Genomic DNA, 16,743 nt, shown 5'->3' with positions numbered 1-16,743 from the left:
CCCTCCATTACTTCAATGTAAGAAATTCTGCAATTGGGCCAAGTACTAACATCGGGAAAAATGTTAATGCACCAACAATTACAATCGTTCCAATAAAGATTCCTCCAAATAAACCATTATCCGTACGGAACGTTCCGACTGTTTCTGGTACTACCGTCTTCTCTTTCAATGAAGCTGCTACAGCTAGCATCGTAATTAAACTGAAATAGCGTCCTAAAAACATAACTAAACCAGTCGTAATATTCCAAAACGGTGTATTATCTGCTAATCCTTCAAATCCAGATCCATTATTCGCAGCTGACGATGTGTATTCATATACAACTTGCGTTAAACCGTGAAAACCGGAATGAGAAATCGCATCCGTTCCTAAACTTGTTGAAAGAGCTAATGCAGAAAATCCTAAGATAAGTAATGGATGAAATAGAATCGTTACTGCAATTAATTTCATTTCCTTACCTTCAATCTTTTTACCTAAAAACTCTGGTGTTCTTCCGACCATTAACCCAGATATAAAAACTGCAATAATTGCATACATAATAATATTAATAAAGCCCGCTCCAACACCGCCGTATACTGTATTCAACATCATATTTACGAGTGGAACTAAACCGCCAATTGGCGTTAACGTATCATGCATCGTATTAACGGCCCCTGTTTCAGCAGCTGTCGTTACTGTTGCGTATAGTGAAGAAAATACTGTTCCAAATCGTACTTCTTTCCCTTCTGTACTTCCTTGTACATGTTCGATACCCATTCCATTTAATGCCGGATTCCCGTTTAGTTCAGATGTCGTAATCGTTATAAATCCTAGTAAAAACACCATGAATAGTGAAACGAAAAGGATACGCCCTTGTTTTTTATTTCCTACCATTCGTCCGTACGTAAATGGAAGTGCTGTTGGTAATAACATCATAAGCATCATTTGCAAAATATTACTCATTTGTCCTGGATTTTCAAAAGGATGTGTAGAGTTTGCCCCGAAAAATCCACCGCCGTTATTCCCAAGTTCCTTAATAGAAACGAATGATGCAACAGGCCCGCGTAAAATACTTTGTTTTGCTCCATCAATCGTTTGTGCTGTAACCGCCCCATCTAACGTTTGTGGTACACCAAGTGCGACAAAGACTAACGCTGCAATAAATGCGATAGGAAGAAACACTCTCGTTAACGCCCTCGTAAAATCAACGAAAAAGTTACCAAGTTCTTTTCCAGCAAGTCCTCTTATAAAAGCCATAACAATCGCTAACGTCGTTGCTGGTGCCGCAAACATTAAAAATGTAATCCCGATTAATTGTGATAAATAAGATAAACCATTTTCACCGCTGTAATGTTGTAAGTTTGTATCAGCCATAAAACTAATCGCTGTATTAAAAGCGAGCGTAGGCTCCATCCCTTCAATATGCGCTGGATTTAATGGCAATACACCTTGTAATCTAAAAATGAAATATACAACGACAATCATAAATCCGTTGAGTAGAACTAATGATAATGCATACTGTTTCCACGTTTGATTGTATCCTTTTACACCTGTAAATTTAAAAATAAGTTTCTCAAAAGGCCCGAATACTTTATCTAGCATTTTGCTACCTTGAAAGGCTTTCTCTAAATAAATCCCCGTTGGCTTTGCTACTAAAATAAACAAGAGCATTGTAATAATGACTGCAACCCAAATCATAATGAATGATTCCCCCTAATTAAAACTTTTCTGGATTTAATAATGCGTATACTAAGTACACCGTAATCGCTGCAACAATAACCGATAAGGCAATCATCATGATTGCTTCCCTTCTTTCACAACTTTATCTGACCAACTTGCAAGACTTGCCATCGATGCTACTAATACAACAAAAATTCCGATCATCACAACATCTAACATAACAATCCCTCACTTTAAATGTTAAAATTTACCATTAAAATATTAAAAAAGAACACTGAGCTCTACTCAGTGTTCAAAAAATGAACAACAAAAAGTAAACCTCCTCTCTAAACGCTTACGAGGTTAGCTGTCGGATTCGGGCCTAAAGAGTAGCCCTACTTTCAAAACTGAAAGATTCACCCCAAGTGACGATGCACAAAATTGGTTCCCCCGCTCCATTTCTGGAACTCAGCGATTTTAGGTTTTTTTTGGAAATTTGATAAATGATTTATGAGAGTAAATATACTCCTCTATATTTCACTTGTAAAGAGGTAAATTACTTAAAATAAGAAAATATTACGCTATTTAAACGCTTACATTACGTATTATTAATATTCTTTCATCTGTTTTCTTGTCTTTTCTTTCTTTTTCATAGAAATGACCTTTTATATATAAAAAAAGAGCGAATGTATATAAGCACCCCACTTAGGCACACTTAACATTCGCTCTCGTTTTCATTCAGAATTTATTTACCACGTAAAAAAGCACGTAAATTTCTCCCACGGATATAAACTTGTGATAATTCTGCATGTAACTGCTCATATTCAATAATATCCGCCTCTAAATACAAAGCATCTTTTGATGGTAATAAAATATATGGACCTGGAAAAATAGGATCAATCTGTGCCAATTCTTGAACCCTCTCGATCGATACCGCCCAACGATTTGCTATATCTCCAAATAGTAGTACCTTCATCATTTCTTCCCCCGCCCTATTCAAAAAATAAAAACGAAATATTATCACAGTTCGTAAACACGACAAATTTAGCTCCAATTGTTTCATAGAGCCGCGCTGGATATCGTTTATTCCTTGTAACAACAGTAATAGGCGCTTGAAAAGAAAAACGAATGTGTTCTGTGAAGAAACTAACTGTTGGAAGCTCATCCCCTAGTAAAATCACCTTCTTAATTCGTGTGCACATACTAGTAAAATCTTTCTCCTTATTACAGCTATAAGCTGATTCAAACCCATAATCTCTAACTTCAGCCGCTATCTCTTCATTGACTGTAAAAATAATTAACTCATGCTGAAATGCTACTAGCTCTCTTAAACTCTTTACCTTGTTTTTTTCTCCAACACAAATAAGTGTTAGTTCCATGTACCTCATCCTCCTTAGCATAAAAGAATTCAAACGTAGATTGATATTCCCCTATACTAATCGGATCGATGAAGTGATGTATCCATCATGGCACCGTCCTCTCTCAAAACGCTTACGAAGTTAGCTGTCGGATTCGGGCTTTGAGAGTAGCCCTACTTTCAAAACTGAAAGATTCACCCCAAGTGACGATGCACAAAATTGGTTCCTCCGCTCCATATATTTGGACTCAGCGTATTACAAAAAAATGTATTCTGGCTGATATATTACTCTTGTATTTGGAAAAAGTAAACAAAAAAAGCCAGTTGTAAAACTGGCCTTTTCATTCTTCATGCTTATGCTTTATTCAATTTATACGCAAAATGATTCGTCGGTCCATGACCACTACCAATATTCAATGGCTCTTCAATTGCTATACTAATAAATCGTTTTGCCTCTTGAACTGCTTCGTCCATTGAGTATCCTTTCGCAAGTCCAGCTGTAACTGCTGAAGCAAATGTACAGCCACTTCCGTGCGTTTGTTTCGAAGGAATTCGTTCACTTCTAAATTCAATAAACTCTTCTCCATCAAAGAGTAAATCAATTACTTCATTACCTTGATATTCCGCATGTCCGCCCTTCATAAGCACATATCTAGCACCTAATTCGTGCAATACTTTCGCAGCTTTCTTACTATCTTCTATATTATGAATCTCCATCCCAGTTAACACTTCAGCTTCTGGAACATTCGGTGTAATAACTGTTGCTACTGGTAATAAATATTCCTTTAATGCTTGAACTGCTTCTTGCTGTAATAATGATGCTCCGCCCTTTGCAATCATAACAGGATCTAGCACAATATTATTCCAACCAAATTTCTTAATCTGTTCTGCCACAATTTGAATAATTTCACTACTAAATAACATCCCTAGTTTCACTGCATCTGGTGTTAAATCCGTACCAATTGAATTCAGCTGTTCCGTAATACCTTCTAATGGAACAGGATATACCCCTTGAACGCCAAGCGTATTTTGAGCAGTAATTGCCGTAATTGCCGTCATCCCATACACACCAAGCTCTTGGAATGTTTTTAAATCCGCTTGAATACCAGCACCACCGCCGCTATCAGATCCTGCAATTGTTAAAGCTTTATTCACTTCCATCTCACTCATCCTTTTCTATCCAAAATAGCGATGATAAATCGTCTTTGCTTCGCTTATATCTTTCGTTCCATGTACCAGTACACGGCCATCTTTGAAGGCAACTAACCTCTTTTCTTCAACAGAGAAAGATAGTAAATATGGATTTACATTTAAATCATTCACACGGCCTTCTAGTAGCTGTTTATATTGTTCAAAATCTATTTCTTCTTTATGAGGTGGTCTAATTTGAACTGTATTTCTCCCACATAAAACTGCTGTTTTCGATGTGTTCTCTTTATTTAAATACGGATATAATGCATTCTCTCCGCACGAAGGACAATTATGTTTGCGAAGTTTTTGCACATTCATACATGAATACTCATTCTTCCACATATCAAACGATACAAGTCCATCTCGAAGTGATTTATAATCTTCTACTAACAGTTTAAGAGCTTCTGTTACTTGATGAGAAACGACAAGAGATACAGCAGGTGATATAATACCCGCTGTATCACATGTCGCCCCGCCAAGCGGAATCGATTGTAATAAACATGATAAACATGGTGTTTTACTAGGAAGAATTGTGTAAGAAAGACCGTAACTGCCTACGCATGCACCATAAATCCATGGAATAGAATATTTTTGTGCTATATCATTCACAATAAAACGTGTTTCAAAATTATCAGTCGCATCAATCATTACATCAACGTTTGTAACAAGTTCTTCTAGCTCCTCAGCTGTTACATCTTGAACGAGGGCCTCTATTGTTACATCACTATTAATCTCTTCTAAACGCTTTTTAGCCGCTATAGCCTTCGGAAGATTATTTTTCACGTCGCTCTCTGCATACAATTGTTGTCTTTGTAAATTACTCCAATCGACATAATCACGGTCAACAATTGTTATCTTCCCAACACCAGCTCTTACAAACATTTCTGCATTTGCACTACCAAGTGCGCCTGCGCCGATAATAAGCACATGCTTTTCTCTTATCTTTTGCTGTCCTTCTTCCCCAATTGGAGAAAATAGTTCTTGGCGAGAATATCGATTATTCAACTACACTCATTCCTTCTAAAGGACTGCTTGCAGTTGCACAACGTTTACGTGCAATACGCCCCGCTTCAAAGCCTATGCGACCTGCCTCAATACCTAACTTCATTGCGTATGCCATCTTAATAGGATCTTTTGCTCCTGATACAGCCGTATTTAATAACACACCATCTGCTCCTAATTCCATCGCAAACGCTGCATCAGCTGGGCTACCAATACCTGCATCAACGATAACCGGTACTGTCGCTTGTTCAATAATGAAGCTTAAATTTAACGGATTTACAATACCAAGCCCTGAACCGATTGGTGATGCTCCTGGCATAATTGCATGCACACCTAGTTCTTGTAATTTACGTGCTAATACAACATCATCAGATGTGTACGGAAGTACGATAAACCCTTCTTCTAGTAACATTTCAGATGCCTTTAACGTTTCTACTGGATCAGGTAACAACGTTCTATCATCACCAATAACTTCAACTTTGATCATGTCACAAAGCCCTGAAGCTTTTGCTAATTTTGCAATACGAACAGCTTCTTCAGCATTTTTTGCTCCAGCTGTATTTGGTAATAACGTATATTTTTTCACATCAAGCTTCTCTAATAAATTAGGTTGCTTTGCATCAAATATATCCATACGACGTACTGCAAACGTTAAAATTTCAGCTTCAGAAGCGTCAATTGCTTTTTGCTGTACGTCAAAATCAGGGAATTTCCCTGTTCCTAATAAAAGTCTAGACTGAAATGACAATGGTCCAATGTTTAACATAATCAACCGCCTCCTACGAAAGTTACAATCTCAATTTGGTCTCCATCAAAAACAGATGTATCTGTATGATCATCTTTTTGTAAAATATCTTTATTACGCTCTACTACAACAATTCTGTTATCTAACTCTAAATGTGTAAGTAACTCAGCTACTGTTTTTACACTCTCTGGTACTTCAATTTGGTTACCATTAATTTTTAAATTCAAACTTCCATCCCCTTTCTAAACCGTTTTAGAAAGCAATGAATCTAGCAAGTGATTCTCCTGCTTTCCTTCTATTAAATCCGCCATATATTGACCAGAAACAGGGCTTAATAAAATGCCGTTTCGATAATGGCCCGTACAAGCATATAAACCTTTTATTTCTTCATGTTCTCCCATATAAGGAGCTTCGTGATTCGATTGTGGTCTTAATCCTGCCCATGCGCTTTCCCACTCTGCTTCTTTTAAAGCTGGCAATATTGTATAAGCACGCTCTAATATAGAAGTAATGCTTTCCGGTTGTACAGTTTTATTAAACGTATGCGACTTCATCGTTGCTCCAATTACGTAACGTCCGCCGCGCTTTGGAGCAATATAAAATCTTTCTTGGAAAATAGGTGCCTTTAAAAGTGGTTTTCTACTTCTTACCGCTACTACTTCTCCTTTAACTGGATATGTACCCCATTCGCGGTGAAAATGACCTAGTAACTTCGTGCTCCATGAGCCACCGGCAATCACCACTTTTTCGCATGTGATTATACCTTCGCTCGTAACAATACCAGTCACTTTATTATTTTCAATACGAATATCAAACACTTCTGTCTGTTCATATATATCCGCACCGGAAATTGATGCAGAATGCGCGAATGCTTTCGTAAGCTCTGGTGCAATAACGTGACCATCTTTCGGATAATATACCGCTCCTATAATGGATTCGGATAGAAATGGCTCTTTTTCCCGTAAATGGTCTCCCGTTAGAAAATATGAATCTTCACCTGTTTTCTGTTGCCAATCCATAATGTGAAGAATTCTTTCCTTCTCATCTTCGTTTTGTGCAATACGATATATCCCTTTCTCCTCATATCCAATATCAATACCCGTCTTTTCACGTAAAACTGTTGCAAGTTGTGGAAATATAGCTCGGCTTTCTCTAGCAAGTTCAAATAGCGGGTCATACGCATCCCATTCTGCTTGAACACCAAGCAGGCCAGCAGCTGCTTTAGAAGCTTCCGATGCAATTTTTTGCTTCTCTATAATTGCTACTTTATGCCCTCTTTCTGCTAGAAAATGTGCAACTGAGCTACCAATTACACCACCGCCAATAATCGCTACATCATACTTCTCACACATGTTTTTCCGCCCACTTTCTTATTGATTCCTTATAAGATTTCGCTTTGCTATATGGGTTACTACTACTTACAATTCCGGACATAACTGCTATACCGCTTACACCGTTAGTAAGAACATCTACTGTGTTTTCTGGGGTAATTCCTCCAATCGCTGTAATCGGTATAGATAAACAGCTTGCAATGTCTGAAATTTCTTCAAGTCCTCTCGCTGGCACACCTTTTTTACAATCTGTCGGAAATACATGACCATAAACGAGTGAATCCGCTCCATTTTTAAATGCTACTATCGCTTCCTCTAACGAGTGTACTGAATAACCGACATGCAAATAAGAAAACTTTTCTTTCACTAACCTTGCATCTGCGCTTCGGTATCCTAGTTGAACACGCGGAATGTTTAATAAAATGGCGATATCAATTCGATCATTTATAACAAGCTTAGATGCTGGAAAGCCTTTTTTCAAAAGACTTTCCACCCCTTCATATAATTCCTTCGTACTTTTCTCACGCTCACGAATATGCAAATAATCAATCTCACTCTCAATTTGCATCGCTACATTCACTAACTCTTCGAATGGCATATGGCCATTTGAGATTACATGGAGCTCATTTTTCATATTCATTCGCCTACTTTAAAATGTTTTCGAATAATTCATCGGCAGGAACAATTTCTTTCGTCATTCCTTTGTCTTTCAACCATTTGTTTTGTTTCTCCCATGACTCTTTTGAATCTGATAAAAATGGCTCATCTTTCGTTTCCATCTTCTCTAATAAAATTTTCATGCTTTCTTTTTCAACTTCTGGTACAAGCGGGAAGTTTTCTTTTTCTTGATGATCTAATAAAATATTTAATGCTTCATCAGGGCTTTTCTTCATAAAGTCATACCCTTTTTTTGCCCCACGTAAAAAGGCTTGCAATGCTTCTTTATCTTTTTTCAACGTTTTATCACCTGTTACGAAAACAAGTTCATGATAATTCGGCACACCATATTCTGCTGGATTAAAGTACGCTGGTTCATGGCCTTCATGACGCATAACAGGTACTTCATGGTTAATGTATGCTCCTGTTACAGCATCCACTTTTTTCGTAATTAACGCTGGTACTAAATCAAAGCCAACATCAACTACTTTCACCGTATCAGGATTACCACCAGCTTCTTTTATCATCGTTTTTAAATATACTTCACTTAAAGGAGTTCCAGAATATCCTACTGTTTTTCCTTCTAAATCTTTCGGTGATTGAATACCTGCTGATTTCAGCGATACGACATGATTTAACGGTGAACGTACGACAGCTCCAATTGATTTCACTGGAATTTGTTCATTTGCTCTGGCCATAACAACATCTGGCTGATAATACAAACCAACTGTCACTTTCCCTGCTGCAGCTAAAGTTAATGGATCAGTTGGATTAGAAGGGAATTTTATATTTACCTTTATTCCTTCTTCTTTAAAGTAGCCTTTTTCAATTGCTGCATAAATAAAGCTATGTACCGCATTTGGGTACCAATCGAGCATAACCGTTATTTCTTTCTCTTTTTTACTTTTATCTGATGCTGAATTACTCGAACATCCTGCAATCATTGCAACTAATAATGTAAACACAAAGATGCGTTTTAAAAATTTCATGAATGCTTCCTCCAACTAATGAATTTCTTTTCTAATATGGAAATAAGTATGACGAAGAAAATAGCTAATAATGATAACAATACAATGGGTGCAAATACACCAGCTCCATCTAACTGTGTCATCATTCTCTTACTGAAATAACCAAGCCCAGCTTGTGCACCGAGCCATTCACCTATTGCTGCCCCAATTACACTAAGCGGAACTGCAATTTTTAAAGCTGAAAAAAAATAAGGAAGAGCAGACGGTAACTTTAACTTAAGAAAAACATCTTTCTTCGTTGCTCCATATGTAACTAAGAGCTCCTCCCATTCTTTTTTCGTACTACGCAGTCCGTCATACGTATTGACCGCAATAGGGAAAAACGTAATTAAAACTGTAACAACAACCTTACTCCAGATGGTATATCCAAACCATAAAACGAAAAGCGGAGCAAGCGCTGTAATAGGAATCGTTTGTGAGGCAACTAATAATGGATAAAATGCCCTTTCCATCCATGTACTCGCATTCATTAACATCGCTAGCCCTACACCTAATACGATAGAAATAACAACACCTATTAAAACGACGTATAACGTTGCCGGTAAATGAACCGTAAATAATATGTCTTTTAGTTTCCATATCTTCATTACAATTGCTGACGGTGACGGTAAAATGTACATTTCATCTACAATTCTTGCTCCTATTTCCCACATAACGAGTAAAATGCTAGAAAGTGTAATGGCAGGAACTAATTCTTTCAATCGGTTCATCATACGAGTACCTGCCTTTGTAACATACTAAGAAGCTCATCTTTCAGCGCTAACACATCCGGTTTATATAAATCTTTTCGTGTTCTGTTATGATCAAGCGGCACAATCCGTTCAGTCAAAGTAGTTATCGGCTGCTGTTCCACCACTAAAATTCGATTCGAAAGAAACAACGCTTCTTCCACATCATGAGTGATAAATAAAATTGTTTTTTCCCACTCTTTCCATTGTTCAAACAACCATTCTTGCAAAGATGCCTTCGTTAAAGCGTCCAATGCGCTAAACGGTTCATCTAGCAATAATATCTCTCCGCCTGTTAATAATGTTCGGATAAAAGATACGCGCTGCCTCATACCGCCAGATAAATCTTTCGGGTATTTTCCCTCGTATCCTTGTAAACCAAATTTATGTAGCAGTTCCTTTGCCTTTACTTGTGCTTCTTTCTTCTGTACACCCTGACATTCTAGTGGCAAAGCAGCATTCTCAATAATTTTTCTCCACGGCAGGAGCATATCTTTTTGAGGCATATACCCTACAGGATGACTTTTTGTTTCTGTCAGCTCTATCCGTCCAGTACTGACTTCTTCTAAGCCTGTAATAAGACGAAATAGAGTACTTTTCCCGCAGCCACTTGGCCCAATAATGCTTACAAACTCTTTCTCTTGTATAGAAGCATTTAATTCATCGATGATTGGCTTCTCATCATAATGAAAAGAAACATTATGAAACTGTAGTATGTTCTTGCTCCTCAAATCCCCACATCTCCTTACGATAGGACATATCCCAGAATAAATATTCAAATCGACTGGAATATAAGAAAATCTCCTCTAATCTTTCTAGCTCTCGCTCTGACTTTCCAATTGCCATTTCATCTAATAAATCTATTAACCAAATACAAAGGTTACCGTATTCTTCAGAACTATATCCTTGAATCCACTCACCAAAGAACTCATGATCTCTCGCTCCAGGAATATCATTTAAACGCTTTCCAATTTCCCAATAACTCCACATACATGGAAGAAGTGCTGCTATTAATTCCGCAAGTGTGCCATTTTGAGATACAGACATCATGTAATTTGTATAAGCTAAATTTTTAGCAGATGGTTTTGCTGATTCTATCTCCTCTATAGAAATTCCAAGCCTTTTTGCATACTGTTTATGGATCGTCATTTCTCCATTTAATATTCCATCAATTTGTTCAGCAAATTTTCCCATTACTTGTGGATTCGTTGCCTTTACAACACCGATGGCATATAGCTTTGCATAATCTAACAAATATAAATAATCTTGAATAATGTAATACTGAAACTTATCTTTTTCTAACGTGCCATCCCCCATCCCTACTACAAATGGATGATTATGACTCATCTCCCAAACTGGTTGTACAGTTTCTAACAATCTATTACAAAATTTCATTTCTATTTCCCCCTTCAATATATGTATCTAAATAAAAAACCACTTCTATAATCAGAAGTGGTTACAACAAATAAAATTATAGCTTATTCGTTGTTCCACTTCCCTTCGCTAGTATTACCTAGATCAGGTGTTGTAAGGGTTAAGGATTATTCCTCTCTCAGCACGAAAAGCACCCCTAGTGGTTTCAATATAAAATTTTCAAATAAAAAAGCCCCGTTTCTATACGCAAAGAAACGGGGACTCATCATTAGTGTCCGAATTGCTTCCCTACGCTAGCATAATCTAGATCAGGTAATGAAAAGGATCAAAGACTTAAGGTCTTACTCTCAGCTGGCAACACCAGCTCTCCTAGCAAACTATAAAATTATCACTGTCAGTATAACACCCTAATAAGACATCATCAACTATTTTAATTTTCTCAATTGTCAACAAAATTACAGAGTTATATAATACTTATTATTCTATTTCGTAAAATAAAATCCCAATTAATTCTATAAAAAGGAATCATTATCCTGAAAAAATTTATTTTTATATTGATTTCATATTACATTTATGTGAATACACCCACTATATTATATCTTTATACTATAATAAAATTACAACTAACTATACAACTAGAGGAGGTCTCTATTATATGAATATGAAAGCTACAGCTCTAACAGCAACTACTGTCGCAATCGCCTCATTACTTCCTTCTATGGGCGAAACAAATGTACAAAAAGCAAACGCTGAACAATTATCTAATGTCAAAACTGGATATGTCAAAGTCGATCAAGTAGCCTTACATAAAGAAGATAATACAAATAGCATATCCCTTGATACAATTCGCTTTAATACGAAAGTTAACATACTTAAAACAACGAAGGATTGGTATAAAGTATCTGTTAATAATAAAGTAGGCTATGTACAAAAAGATGCTATTCTGCAAAAAAACAAACTTCAATCTACTAATCAATACATCGTCAATGCTAATGCATTGAACGTTCGCTCTGAACCTAATTTAGAATCTTCCATTTTAGATGTATTACCAAATGGTAAGTTCGTGACTATTCAAGGAGAACAAGGCGAATGGTATAAAATTTCACATAACGGTCAAACAGGTTATGTACAAAAAGCATTCGTATCTAATGGTTCGCAGCCCTTAGTAAAAGGAATCACAGTTCAAAATGATACGAAATATACTGTTGCAACACCTAAATTAAATGTACGTAGCAATGCTAGCACAAATGGCACTCTACTTGGTTCTTTACAAAACGGTACACAGGTACAAGTAGTAGAAACAGTAGGAACTTGGTATAAAATTCGTTTTGGCACAGGATACGGGTATGTGGCCAAACACTATGTGGTACAAAATCAACAGCAATCACAAGCTCAAACAGCTCAATCTTCAGCTATTCCAGCAGTTTTCAAATTCCCTACTCAAGGAAAAATCAGCTCAACCTTTGATATACGCTGGGAACAAATGCATTATGGAATAGATATTGCAGCACAAGGTAACGTCTCCATTCAAGCTGCCGCTGCAGGTAAAGTTATTAAATCATATTATTCAGCTAGTTATGGCAATGTAGTGTTCATCGCCCATCAAATAAACGGGAAATTATATACAACAGTTTATGCTCATATGAAAGATCGCACTGTACAAGCTGGTGATCAAATACAAACTGGACAATTACTAGGTCATATGGGTAACACAGGTCATTCATACGGACAACACCTCCATTTTGAATTACATAATGGAGAATGGAATTTTGAAAAAACAAATGCAGTAAATCCACTGCCGTATTTAGTTAGGTAAATTGTATGCCACGCAATATACCTCTCTTCATTGAATACTTAGCCTTTTTAGGTTTAATCTGTTGTTTAATAATTTACAATACAAACACTGTATTTTTATCTATTATCATTGCTTTTGTTGCTCTAGAAATTATGATGGAGTCATTTCAAGTGCGACTAAAGCAAAAAGTTGCCCATGTTTATAATGCTATTTTTCTATTAAGTGCCCTTATAACAAATGTTATTAGTAATGGCTTTTATTTATCTACTATAATTCCCGTATTCTTTATGGCTGTTTTATTATTCATAGCTAGATACATTAATGTCCCTAATAATAAAAAACATGAACAAGAAGCTTAGAAAGAGGAGACACTGTGTACCAATCTTTCAAAGATAACACAATGAAATATATATTAAATTTATACGAAAAACTAAATACTTTTTTTGGTATACAAGGAAGTTATACTGCACAACTTCTCCTATATGGAATGTTATTTCTCATCTTAATCACTTTCTCCTTGTTTTACTAACAAAAAAGGATCTCACATAACATTGAGATCCTTTTTAATTTATATTAATTTTTCATATGTAAAATACTGTTTAGCCACAAGCATATTTTTCATAAATAAAACTAAGATTATATTTTTTCTCTAAACCCATTCTTTGTTCATCGTCACACCAATAGAAAAGAATATCATGAATCGTCGCATAACGCTTATTTTTAAGAAATAGTTTAAAGAATGACGGTAAACAATCATGTAATTGTATAAATATATAATTGCGTAGTATTTCCTCTTTATATTCAATGCCCTTACAAATATACAGTAATTCTTCACAATAATATGCATGCTGTGGAACTTGAATCATTTCGAAAAATGGCACGTATGATAATAACTTTCCGATAAAATGGTTATATCGATCCATTATCCCTATTGTCATATGTTCCATCATTTCTTTCATCACATATAAATAATCATCTACATGAGTTGTCTTTAGTGGGTCTAATCGATCTGAAATTTGAGAAAGTACAGCTCTTTGACAAGCTAAAACTACTTGACTAGGTCCATAATATGATAGAAAATCTGTACACTTACGATACTTTCGTAATAAGTCATGTGTATATAAATCATACACAAAAGTATTACAATACATCGCTAGACTCATCATATCACTATTCAGCTGCTCTTTTGACTGTGCTTTAGCCCTCTTACACATATAGAAGAATGTAAACTCTAATATTTCTTTTTGAGATAATAGATGTTTACAATTTGTTATACATTTCTCATTAAATTTAACTCTATCCCAAATTTCTACATCCCCATCTGTTAATTCCCCGACACGATATTTAATAACTAAATAGTTTAAAGCAACTGCTTGTGTCAAAAGATCCCATGTTTCATATTCCAATGAAGTCTGGACAAATTCAGCTAGCCCTTGTGTTACCATAAAAGTATTTGCCTCTTCATACCAACCAATCTCTTGACATAAACGAAGAATACGTACTAAGGTTGGAATTTCATCTTTATGAAACTGTGGTAAATTCTTTACTCTATTCATTCCATAAACGATAACTGCTGCTAAATTTTCTTCTTTATAAAATTCTTTTTCTTTCCATGCTAATATAGTTCGCTCTTTTCCTTCACCTTTTGGGTGGCAAGGTACAAGTAAAGATAATAATTCAGCAAAATTATTTGGTTCTATATATGTATCTGTAACCAAATTCCAATTTGGATCGCCCTGTACAGCCCTCATATAATTCCCCTTCCCTTTTTATCCCGCTATTTGCCGGGCAGTAAGACGCCCACCTCAAAATCCAGTGAATACGAGGAAGTTAGGTGGGAAATAAAACTGCCGGTAAAAGCCCGATTGGTTCAACGAATAATCATTGGAGGATGGACAAAACCCCCAATAATTAAAGTTTAACTTTATCTACGTAGGAAATATTAATTCATTATTACAACACTAAAAATAAATATTGTTATATTCAAAACCTACCATAATACTTATATCTATCAGTATATCACTTTTTCTCTTATTTAAAATTAGGAATGAAAAATTTAAATAAACTGTCGAAAACCTGAACTATGTACTTATTATATAATGTCTCAGATACATCACGCTAATATATTAGTTTAATCCACATATACTAGAATAATGTATCTGATTTTTATCCATCATTTATCCCACTATTTGCGGACAATAACACTTTCACTAATTAAAGTTTAACTTTATTCCGTACGTTCCGAGATTTCACTTAAAGCGAACCCAGCTTGATCATCTGCCGCTTCTCTTATGGCTAAATCACCTAATGCTAGCATCCCGACAAGTTGACCGTCCTCAACTACTGGCAATCGTCTAATTTGATACTGTGCCATTAATTCTGTAGCTTTTTCAATAGAATCATCTGGAGAAACCGAAACAATGTTTGTCGTCATTACATTTGTAATTTTATTAGACCCAGGATGTTTTTCAGCAATCCCTCGAACAACTAAATCTCGATCAGTAACAAGCCCAACGACTTGTTCATTTTCAAGAACAGGAATCAATCCAACTGATTCTTCCTTCATTTTTACAGCAGCCTCATATACATTATCTAACGGTGTACAATGTACAATATGAGTACTCATAAAGTCTCTAACTTGCGTCATTTTTTATCTCCTCCTTTTAATACATACCATAGTTTTTCCTAAATCCCTTTATTTATTTGAGGAAAATAAGATGATAAAAAAGAGGATTATACACAATAAAAAAGAGCCAGCATATTGCTGACTCTTTCTTTATGACCCGTACGGGATTCGAACCCGTGTTACCGCCGTGAAAGGGCGGTGTCTTAACCACTTGACCAACGGGCCATGGCTCCGCAGGTAGGACTCGAACCTACGACCGATCGGTTAACAGCCGATAGCTCTACCACTGAGCTACTGCGGAATAAATATATGGTGGGCCTAAATGGACTCGAACCATCGACCTCACGCTTATCAGGCGTGCGCTCTAACCAGCTGAGCTATAGGCCCATATACTTTACAGGGGCAGTAGGAATCGAACCCACACTGGAGGTTTTGGAGACCTCAGTTCTACCTTTAAACTATGCCCCTAAATGATGCCGGCTAGAGGACTTGAACCCCCAACCTACTGATTACAAGTCAGTTGCTCTACCAATTGAGCTAAGCCGGCATAAAAAAAATGGTGGCTCGGGACGGAATCGAACCGCCGACACGAGGATTTTCAGTCCTCTGCTCTACCGACTGAGCTACCGAGCCAACATAAATGGCGGTCCCGACCGGGGTCGAACCGGCGATCTCCTGCGTGACAGGCAGGCATGTTAACCACTACACCACGGGACCATTTGGTTGCGGGGACAGGATTTGAACCTGCGACCTTCGGGTTATGAGCCCGACGAGCTACCGTACTGCTCCACCCCGCGATGATAAAATATTCAATTTAGAAAAAATGGAGGAGGTAGAGGGATTCGAACCCCCGCGCGACTCTCGCCGCCTGTCGGTTTTCAAGACCGATCCCTTCAGCCGAACTTGGGTATACCTCCGAGATATAAACTTTGAGTGGTGGACCTTGTAGGACTCGAACCTACGACCGGACGGTTATGAGCCGTCTGCTCTAACCAGCTGAGCTAAAGGTCCTTATGGTAGCGGCGGAGGGGATCGAACCCCCGACCTCACGGGTATGAACCGTACGCTCTAGCCAGCTGAGCTACACCGCCATAAGTAATATAAAAATAAGTGGAGCCTAGCGGGATCGAACCGCTGACCTCCTGCGTGCAAGGCAGGCGCTCTCCCAGCTGAGCTAAGGCCCCATGTTTTTGGGAATATCGGGAAGACAGGATTTGAACCTGCGACCCCCTGGTCCCAAACCAGGTGCTCTACCAAGCTGAGCCACTTCCCG

General features: G+C 37.1%; 19 protein-coding genes, 13 tRNA genes and 4 riboswitches. Of the genes, 2 read left to right on the top strand and 30 right to left on the bottom strand.

Annotated features, from left to right (window positions below; all coding sequences use genetic code 11):
- Nucleotides 1-7 precede the first annotated feature (7 nt).
- The 15 genes from kdpA to tenA form a co-directional block, all read right to left on the bottom strand.
- Complete coding sequence (kdpA, locus tag JDS98_RS22425) at nucleotides 8-1,675, bottom strand: potassium-transporting ATPase subunit KdpA (RefSeq protein ID WP_199634328.1); 1,668 nt, start codon at nucleotides 1,673-1,675, stop codon at nucleotides 8-10.
- Between the two features lie 19 nt (nucleotides 1,676-1,694).
- Nucleotides 1,695-1,775 carry a K(+)-transporting ATPase subunit F gene (kdpF, locus tag JDS98_RS22420; RefSeq protein WP_000972378.1) on the bottom strand — a complete coding sequence of 27 codons (81 nt, stop codon included), beginning with the start codon at nucleotides 1,773-1,775 and terminating at the stop codon, nucleotides 1,695-1,697.
- Nucleotides 1,772-1,876 carry a SipW-dependent-type signal peptide-containing protein gene (locus JDS98_RS22415; protein WP_000887889.1) on the bottom strand — a complete coding sequence of 35 codons (105 nt, stop codon included), beginning with the start codon at nucleotides 1,874-1,876 and terminating at the stop codon, nucleotides 1,772-1,774. Before JDS98_RS22415 ends, kdpF begins: the two co-directional genes overlap by 4 nt.
- Before the next feature lie 98 nt (nucleotides 1,877-1,974).
- A riboswitch (cyclic di-AMP (ydaO/yuaA leader) is annotated at nucleotides 1,975-2,120 on the bottom strand.
- A gap of 261 nt (nucleotides 2,121-2,381) precedes the next feature.
- A complete protein-coding gene (locus JDS98_RS22410; RefSeq protein ID WP_002059283.1) occupies nucleotides 2,382-2,615 on the bottom strand; it encodes a hypothetical protein in 234 nt (77 codons plus the stop codon).
- 13 nt (nucleotides 2,616-2,628) lie between these two features.
- Nucleotides 2,629-3,015, bottom strand: coding sequence for a hypothetical protein (locus tag JDS98_RS22405; RefSeq protein WP_141523614.1), 387 nt, complete (start codon nucleotides 3,013-3,015; stop codon nucleotides 2,629-2,631).
- Between the two features lie 93 nt (nucleotides 3,016-3,108).
- A riboswitch (cyclic di-AMP (ydaO/yuaA leader) is annotated at nucleotides 3,109-3,257 on the bottom strand.
- 90 nt (nucleotides 3,258-3,347) lie between these two features.
- Entirely contained in the window at nucleotides 3,348-4,154 is an 807-nt protein-coding gene (gene thiD, locus JDS98_RS22400) for a bifunctional hydroxymethylpyrimidine kinase/phosphomethylpyrimidine kinase (protein ID WP_199634327.1), read from the bottom strand.
- 15 nt (nucleotides 4,155-4,169) lie between these two features.
- A complete protein-coding gene (gene thiF / locus JDS98_RS22395) occupies nucleotides 4,170-5,189 on the bottom strand; it encodes a thiazole biosynthesis adenylyltransferase ThiF (protein WP_199634326.1) in 1,020 nt (339 codons plus the stop codon).
- Complete coding sequence (gene thiG, locus JDS98_RS22390) at nucleotides 5,182-5,952, bottom strand: thiazole synthase (RefSeq protein ID WP_000932007.1); 771 nt, start codon at nucleotides 5,950-5,952, stop codon at nucleotides 5,182-5,184. Before thiG ends, thiF begins: the two co-directional genes overlap by 8 nt.
- Nucleotides 5,953-5,954: 2 nt before the next feature.
- Nucleotides 5,955-6,158: a sulfur carrier protein ThiS gene (thiS, locus tag JDS98_RS22385; RefSeq protein WP_001049505.1), complete on the bottom strand. Its 204-nt coding sequence runs from the start codon at nucleotides 6,156-6,158 to the stop codon at nucleotides 5,955-5,957.
- A gap of 15 nt (nucleotides 6,159-6,173) precedes the next feature.
- Complete coding sequence (thiO, locus tag JDS98_RS22380) at nucleotides 6,174-7,283, bottom strand: glycine oxidase ThiO (protein ID WP_087971084.1); 1,110 nt, start codon at nucleotides 7,281-7,283, stop codon at nucleotides 6,174-6,176.
- Nucleotides 7,276-7,896, bottom strand: a complete 621-nt coding sequence (gene tenI / locus JDS98_RS22375) for a thiazole tautomerase TenI (RefSeq protein ID WP_087971083.1) — start codon at nucleotides 7,894-7,896, stop codon at nucleotides 7,276-7,278. Before tenI ends, thiO begins: the two co-directional genes overlap by 8 nt.
- Before the next feature lie 10 nt (nucleotides 7,897-7,906).
- Nucleotides 7,907-8,908: an ABC transporter substrate-binding protein gene (locus JDS98_RS22370; RefSeq protein ID WP_199634325.1), complete on the bottom strand. Its 1,002-nt coding sequence runs from the start codon at nucleotides 8,906-8,908 to the stop codon at nucleotides 7,907-7,909.
- Complete coding sequence (locus JDS98_RS22365) at nucleotides 8,905-9,657, bottom strand: ABC transporter permease (protein WP_002059286.1); 753 nt, start codon at nucleotides 9,655-9,657, stop codon at nucleotides 8,905-8,907. Before JDS98_RS22365 ends, JDS98_RS22370 begins: the two co-directional genes overlap by 4 nt.
- Nucleotides 9,657-10,406, bottom strand: a complete 750-nt coding sequence (locus JDS98_RS22360) for an ABC transporter ATP-binding protein (RefSeq protein WP_087971082.1) — start codon at nucleotides 10,404-10,406, stop codon at nucleotides 9,657-9,659. The genes JDS98_RS22365 and JDS98_RS22360 overlap by 1 nt, the downstream gene beginning before the upstream one ends.
- Nucleotides 10,375-11,070 (bottom strand): thiaminase II, encoded by a 696-nt coding sequence (gene tenA / locus JDS98_RS22355; protein ID WP_000666918.1) that lies wholly within the window; start codon nucleotides 11,068-11,070, stop codon nucleotides 10,375-10,377. The genes JDS98_RS22360 and tenA overlap by 32 nt, the downstream gene beginning before the upstream one ends.
- Nucleotides 11,071-11,153: 83 nt before the next feature.
- A riboswitch (TPP riboswitch) is annotated at nucleotides 11,154-11,257 on the bottom strand.
- Between the two features lie 60 nt (nucleotides 11,258-11,317).
- A riboswitch (TPP riboswitch) is annotated at nucleotides 11,318-11,430 on the bottom strand.
- A gap of 274 nt (nucleotides 11,431-11,704) precedes the next feature.
- Between tenA and JDS98_RS22350 the strand changes: the two genes are divergently transcribed.
- Both JDS98_RS22350 and JDS98_RS22345 read left to right on the top strand, forming a co-directional pair.
- Nucleotides 11,705-12,865, top strand: a complete 1,161-nt coding sequence (locus tag JDS98_RS22350; protein WP_098977171.1) for an SH3 domain-containing protein — start codon at nucleotides 11,705-11,707, stop codon at nucleotides 12,863-12,865.
- 5 nt (nucleotides 12,866-12,870) lie between these two features.
- Nucleotides 12,871-13,203: a hypothetical protein gene (locus tag JDS98_RS22345; protein WP_001137815.1), complete on the top strand. Its 333-nt coding sequence runs from the start codon at nucleotides 12,871-12,873 to the stop codon at nucleotides 13,201-13,203.
- A 240-nt stretch (nucleotides 13,204-13,443) separates the two neighbouring features.
- On the opposite strand, the gene JDS98_RS22340 is transcribed toward JDS98_RS22345, so the two are convergent.
- The 15 genes from JDS98_RS22340 to JDS98_RS22270 form a co-directional block, all read right to left on the bottom strand.
- Nucleotides 13,444-14,595: a DUF3965 domain-containing protein gene (locus tag JDS98_RS22340; RefSeq protein WP_001203043.1), complete on the bottom strand. Its 1,152-nt coding sequence runs from the start codon at nucleotides 14,593-14,595 to the stop codon at nucleotides 13,444-13,446.
- Nucleotides 14,596-15,071: 476 nt separating this feature from the next.
- Nucleotides 15,072-15,491, bottom strand: coding sequence for a CBS domain-containing protein (locus tag JDS98_RS22335; RefSeq protein ID WP_000195538.1), 420 nt, complete (start codon nucleotides 15,489-15,491; stop codon nucleotides 15,072-15,074).
- A 132-nt stretch (nucleotides 15,492-15,623) separates the two neighbouring features.
- A tRNA-Glu gene (locus JDS98_RS22330) sits at nucleotides 15,624-15,695 on the bottom strand.
- 1 nt (nucleotide 15,696) lies between these two features.
- A tRNA-Asn gene (locus tag JDS98_RS22325) sits at nucleotides 15,697-15,771 on the bottom strand.
- Between the two features lie 9 nt (nucleotides 15,772-15,780).
- Nucleotides 15,781-15,857: transfer RNA gene (locus JDS98_RS22320), tRNA-Ile, on the bottom strand.
- 10 nt (nucleotides 15,858-15,867) lie between these two features.
- Nucleotides 15,868-15,938 (bottom strand) — tRNA-Trp (locus JDS98_RS22315).
- Nucleotides 15,939-15,944: 6 nt separating this feature from the next.
- Nucleotides 15,945-16,017: transfer RNA gene (locus JDS98_RS22310), tRNA-Thr, on the bottom strand.
- Between the two features lie 10 nt (nucleotides 16,018-16,027).
- Nucleotides 16,028-16,103 (bottom strand) — tRNA-Phe (locus tag JDS98_RS22305).
- A gap of 8 nt (nucleotides 16,104-16,111) precedes the next feature.
- Nucleotides 16,112-16,187: transfer RNA gene (locus JDS98_RS22300), tRNA-Asp, on the bottom strand.
- A 3-nt stretch (nucleotides 16,188-16,190) separates the two neighbouring features.
- A tRNA-Met gene (locus tag JDS98_RS22295) sits at nucleotides 16,191-16,267 on the bottom strand.
- A gap of 27 nt (nucleotides 16,268-16,294) precedes the next feature.
- Nucleotides 16,295-16,387, bottom strand: a tRNA-Ser gene (locus tag JDS98_RS22290).
- Nucleotides 16,388-16,404: 17 nt separating this feature from the next.
- Nucleotides 16,405-16,481: transfer RNA gene (locus JDS98_RS22285), tRNA-Ile, on the bottom strand.
- A gap of 3 nt (nucleotides 16,482-16,484) precedes the next feature.
- Nucleotides 16,485-16,561, bottom strand: a tRNA-Met gene (locus JDS98_RS22280).
- Between the two features lie 20 nt (nucleotides 16,562-16,581).
- A tRNA-Ala gene (locus JDS98_RS22275) sits at nucleotides 16,582-16,654 on the bottom strand.
- A 15-nt stretch (nucleotides 16,655-16,669) separates the two neighbouring features.
- Nucleotides 16,670-16,743, bottom strand: a tRNA-Pro gene (locus JDS98_RS22270).

The sequence above is a fragment of the Bacillus cereus group sp. N11 genome (assembly GCF_016483605.1).
Taxonomy (GTDB): domain Bacteria; phylum Bacillota; class Bacilli; order Bacillales; family Bacillaceae_G; genus Bacillus_A; species Bacillus_A toyonensis.
Note: the sequence above shows the minus strand (reverse complement) of the source record. Positions and strands in the feature narration are given on the sequence as shown.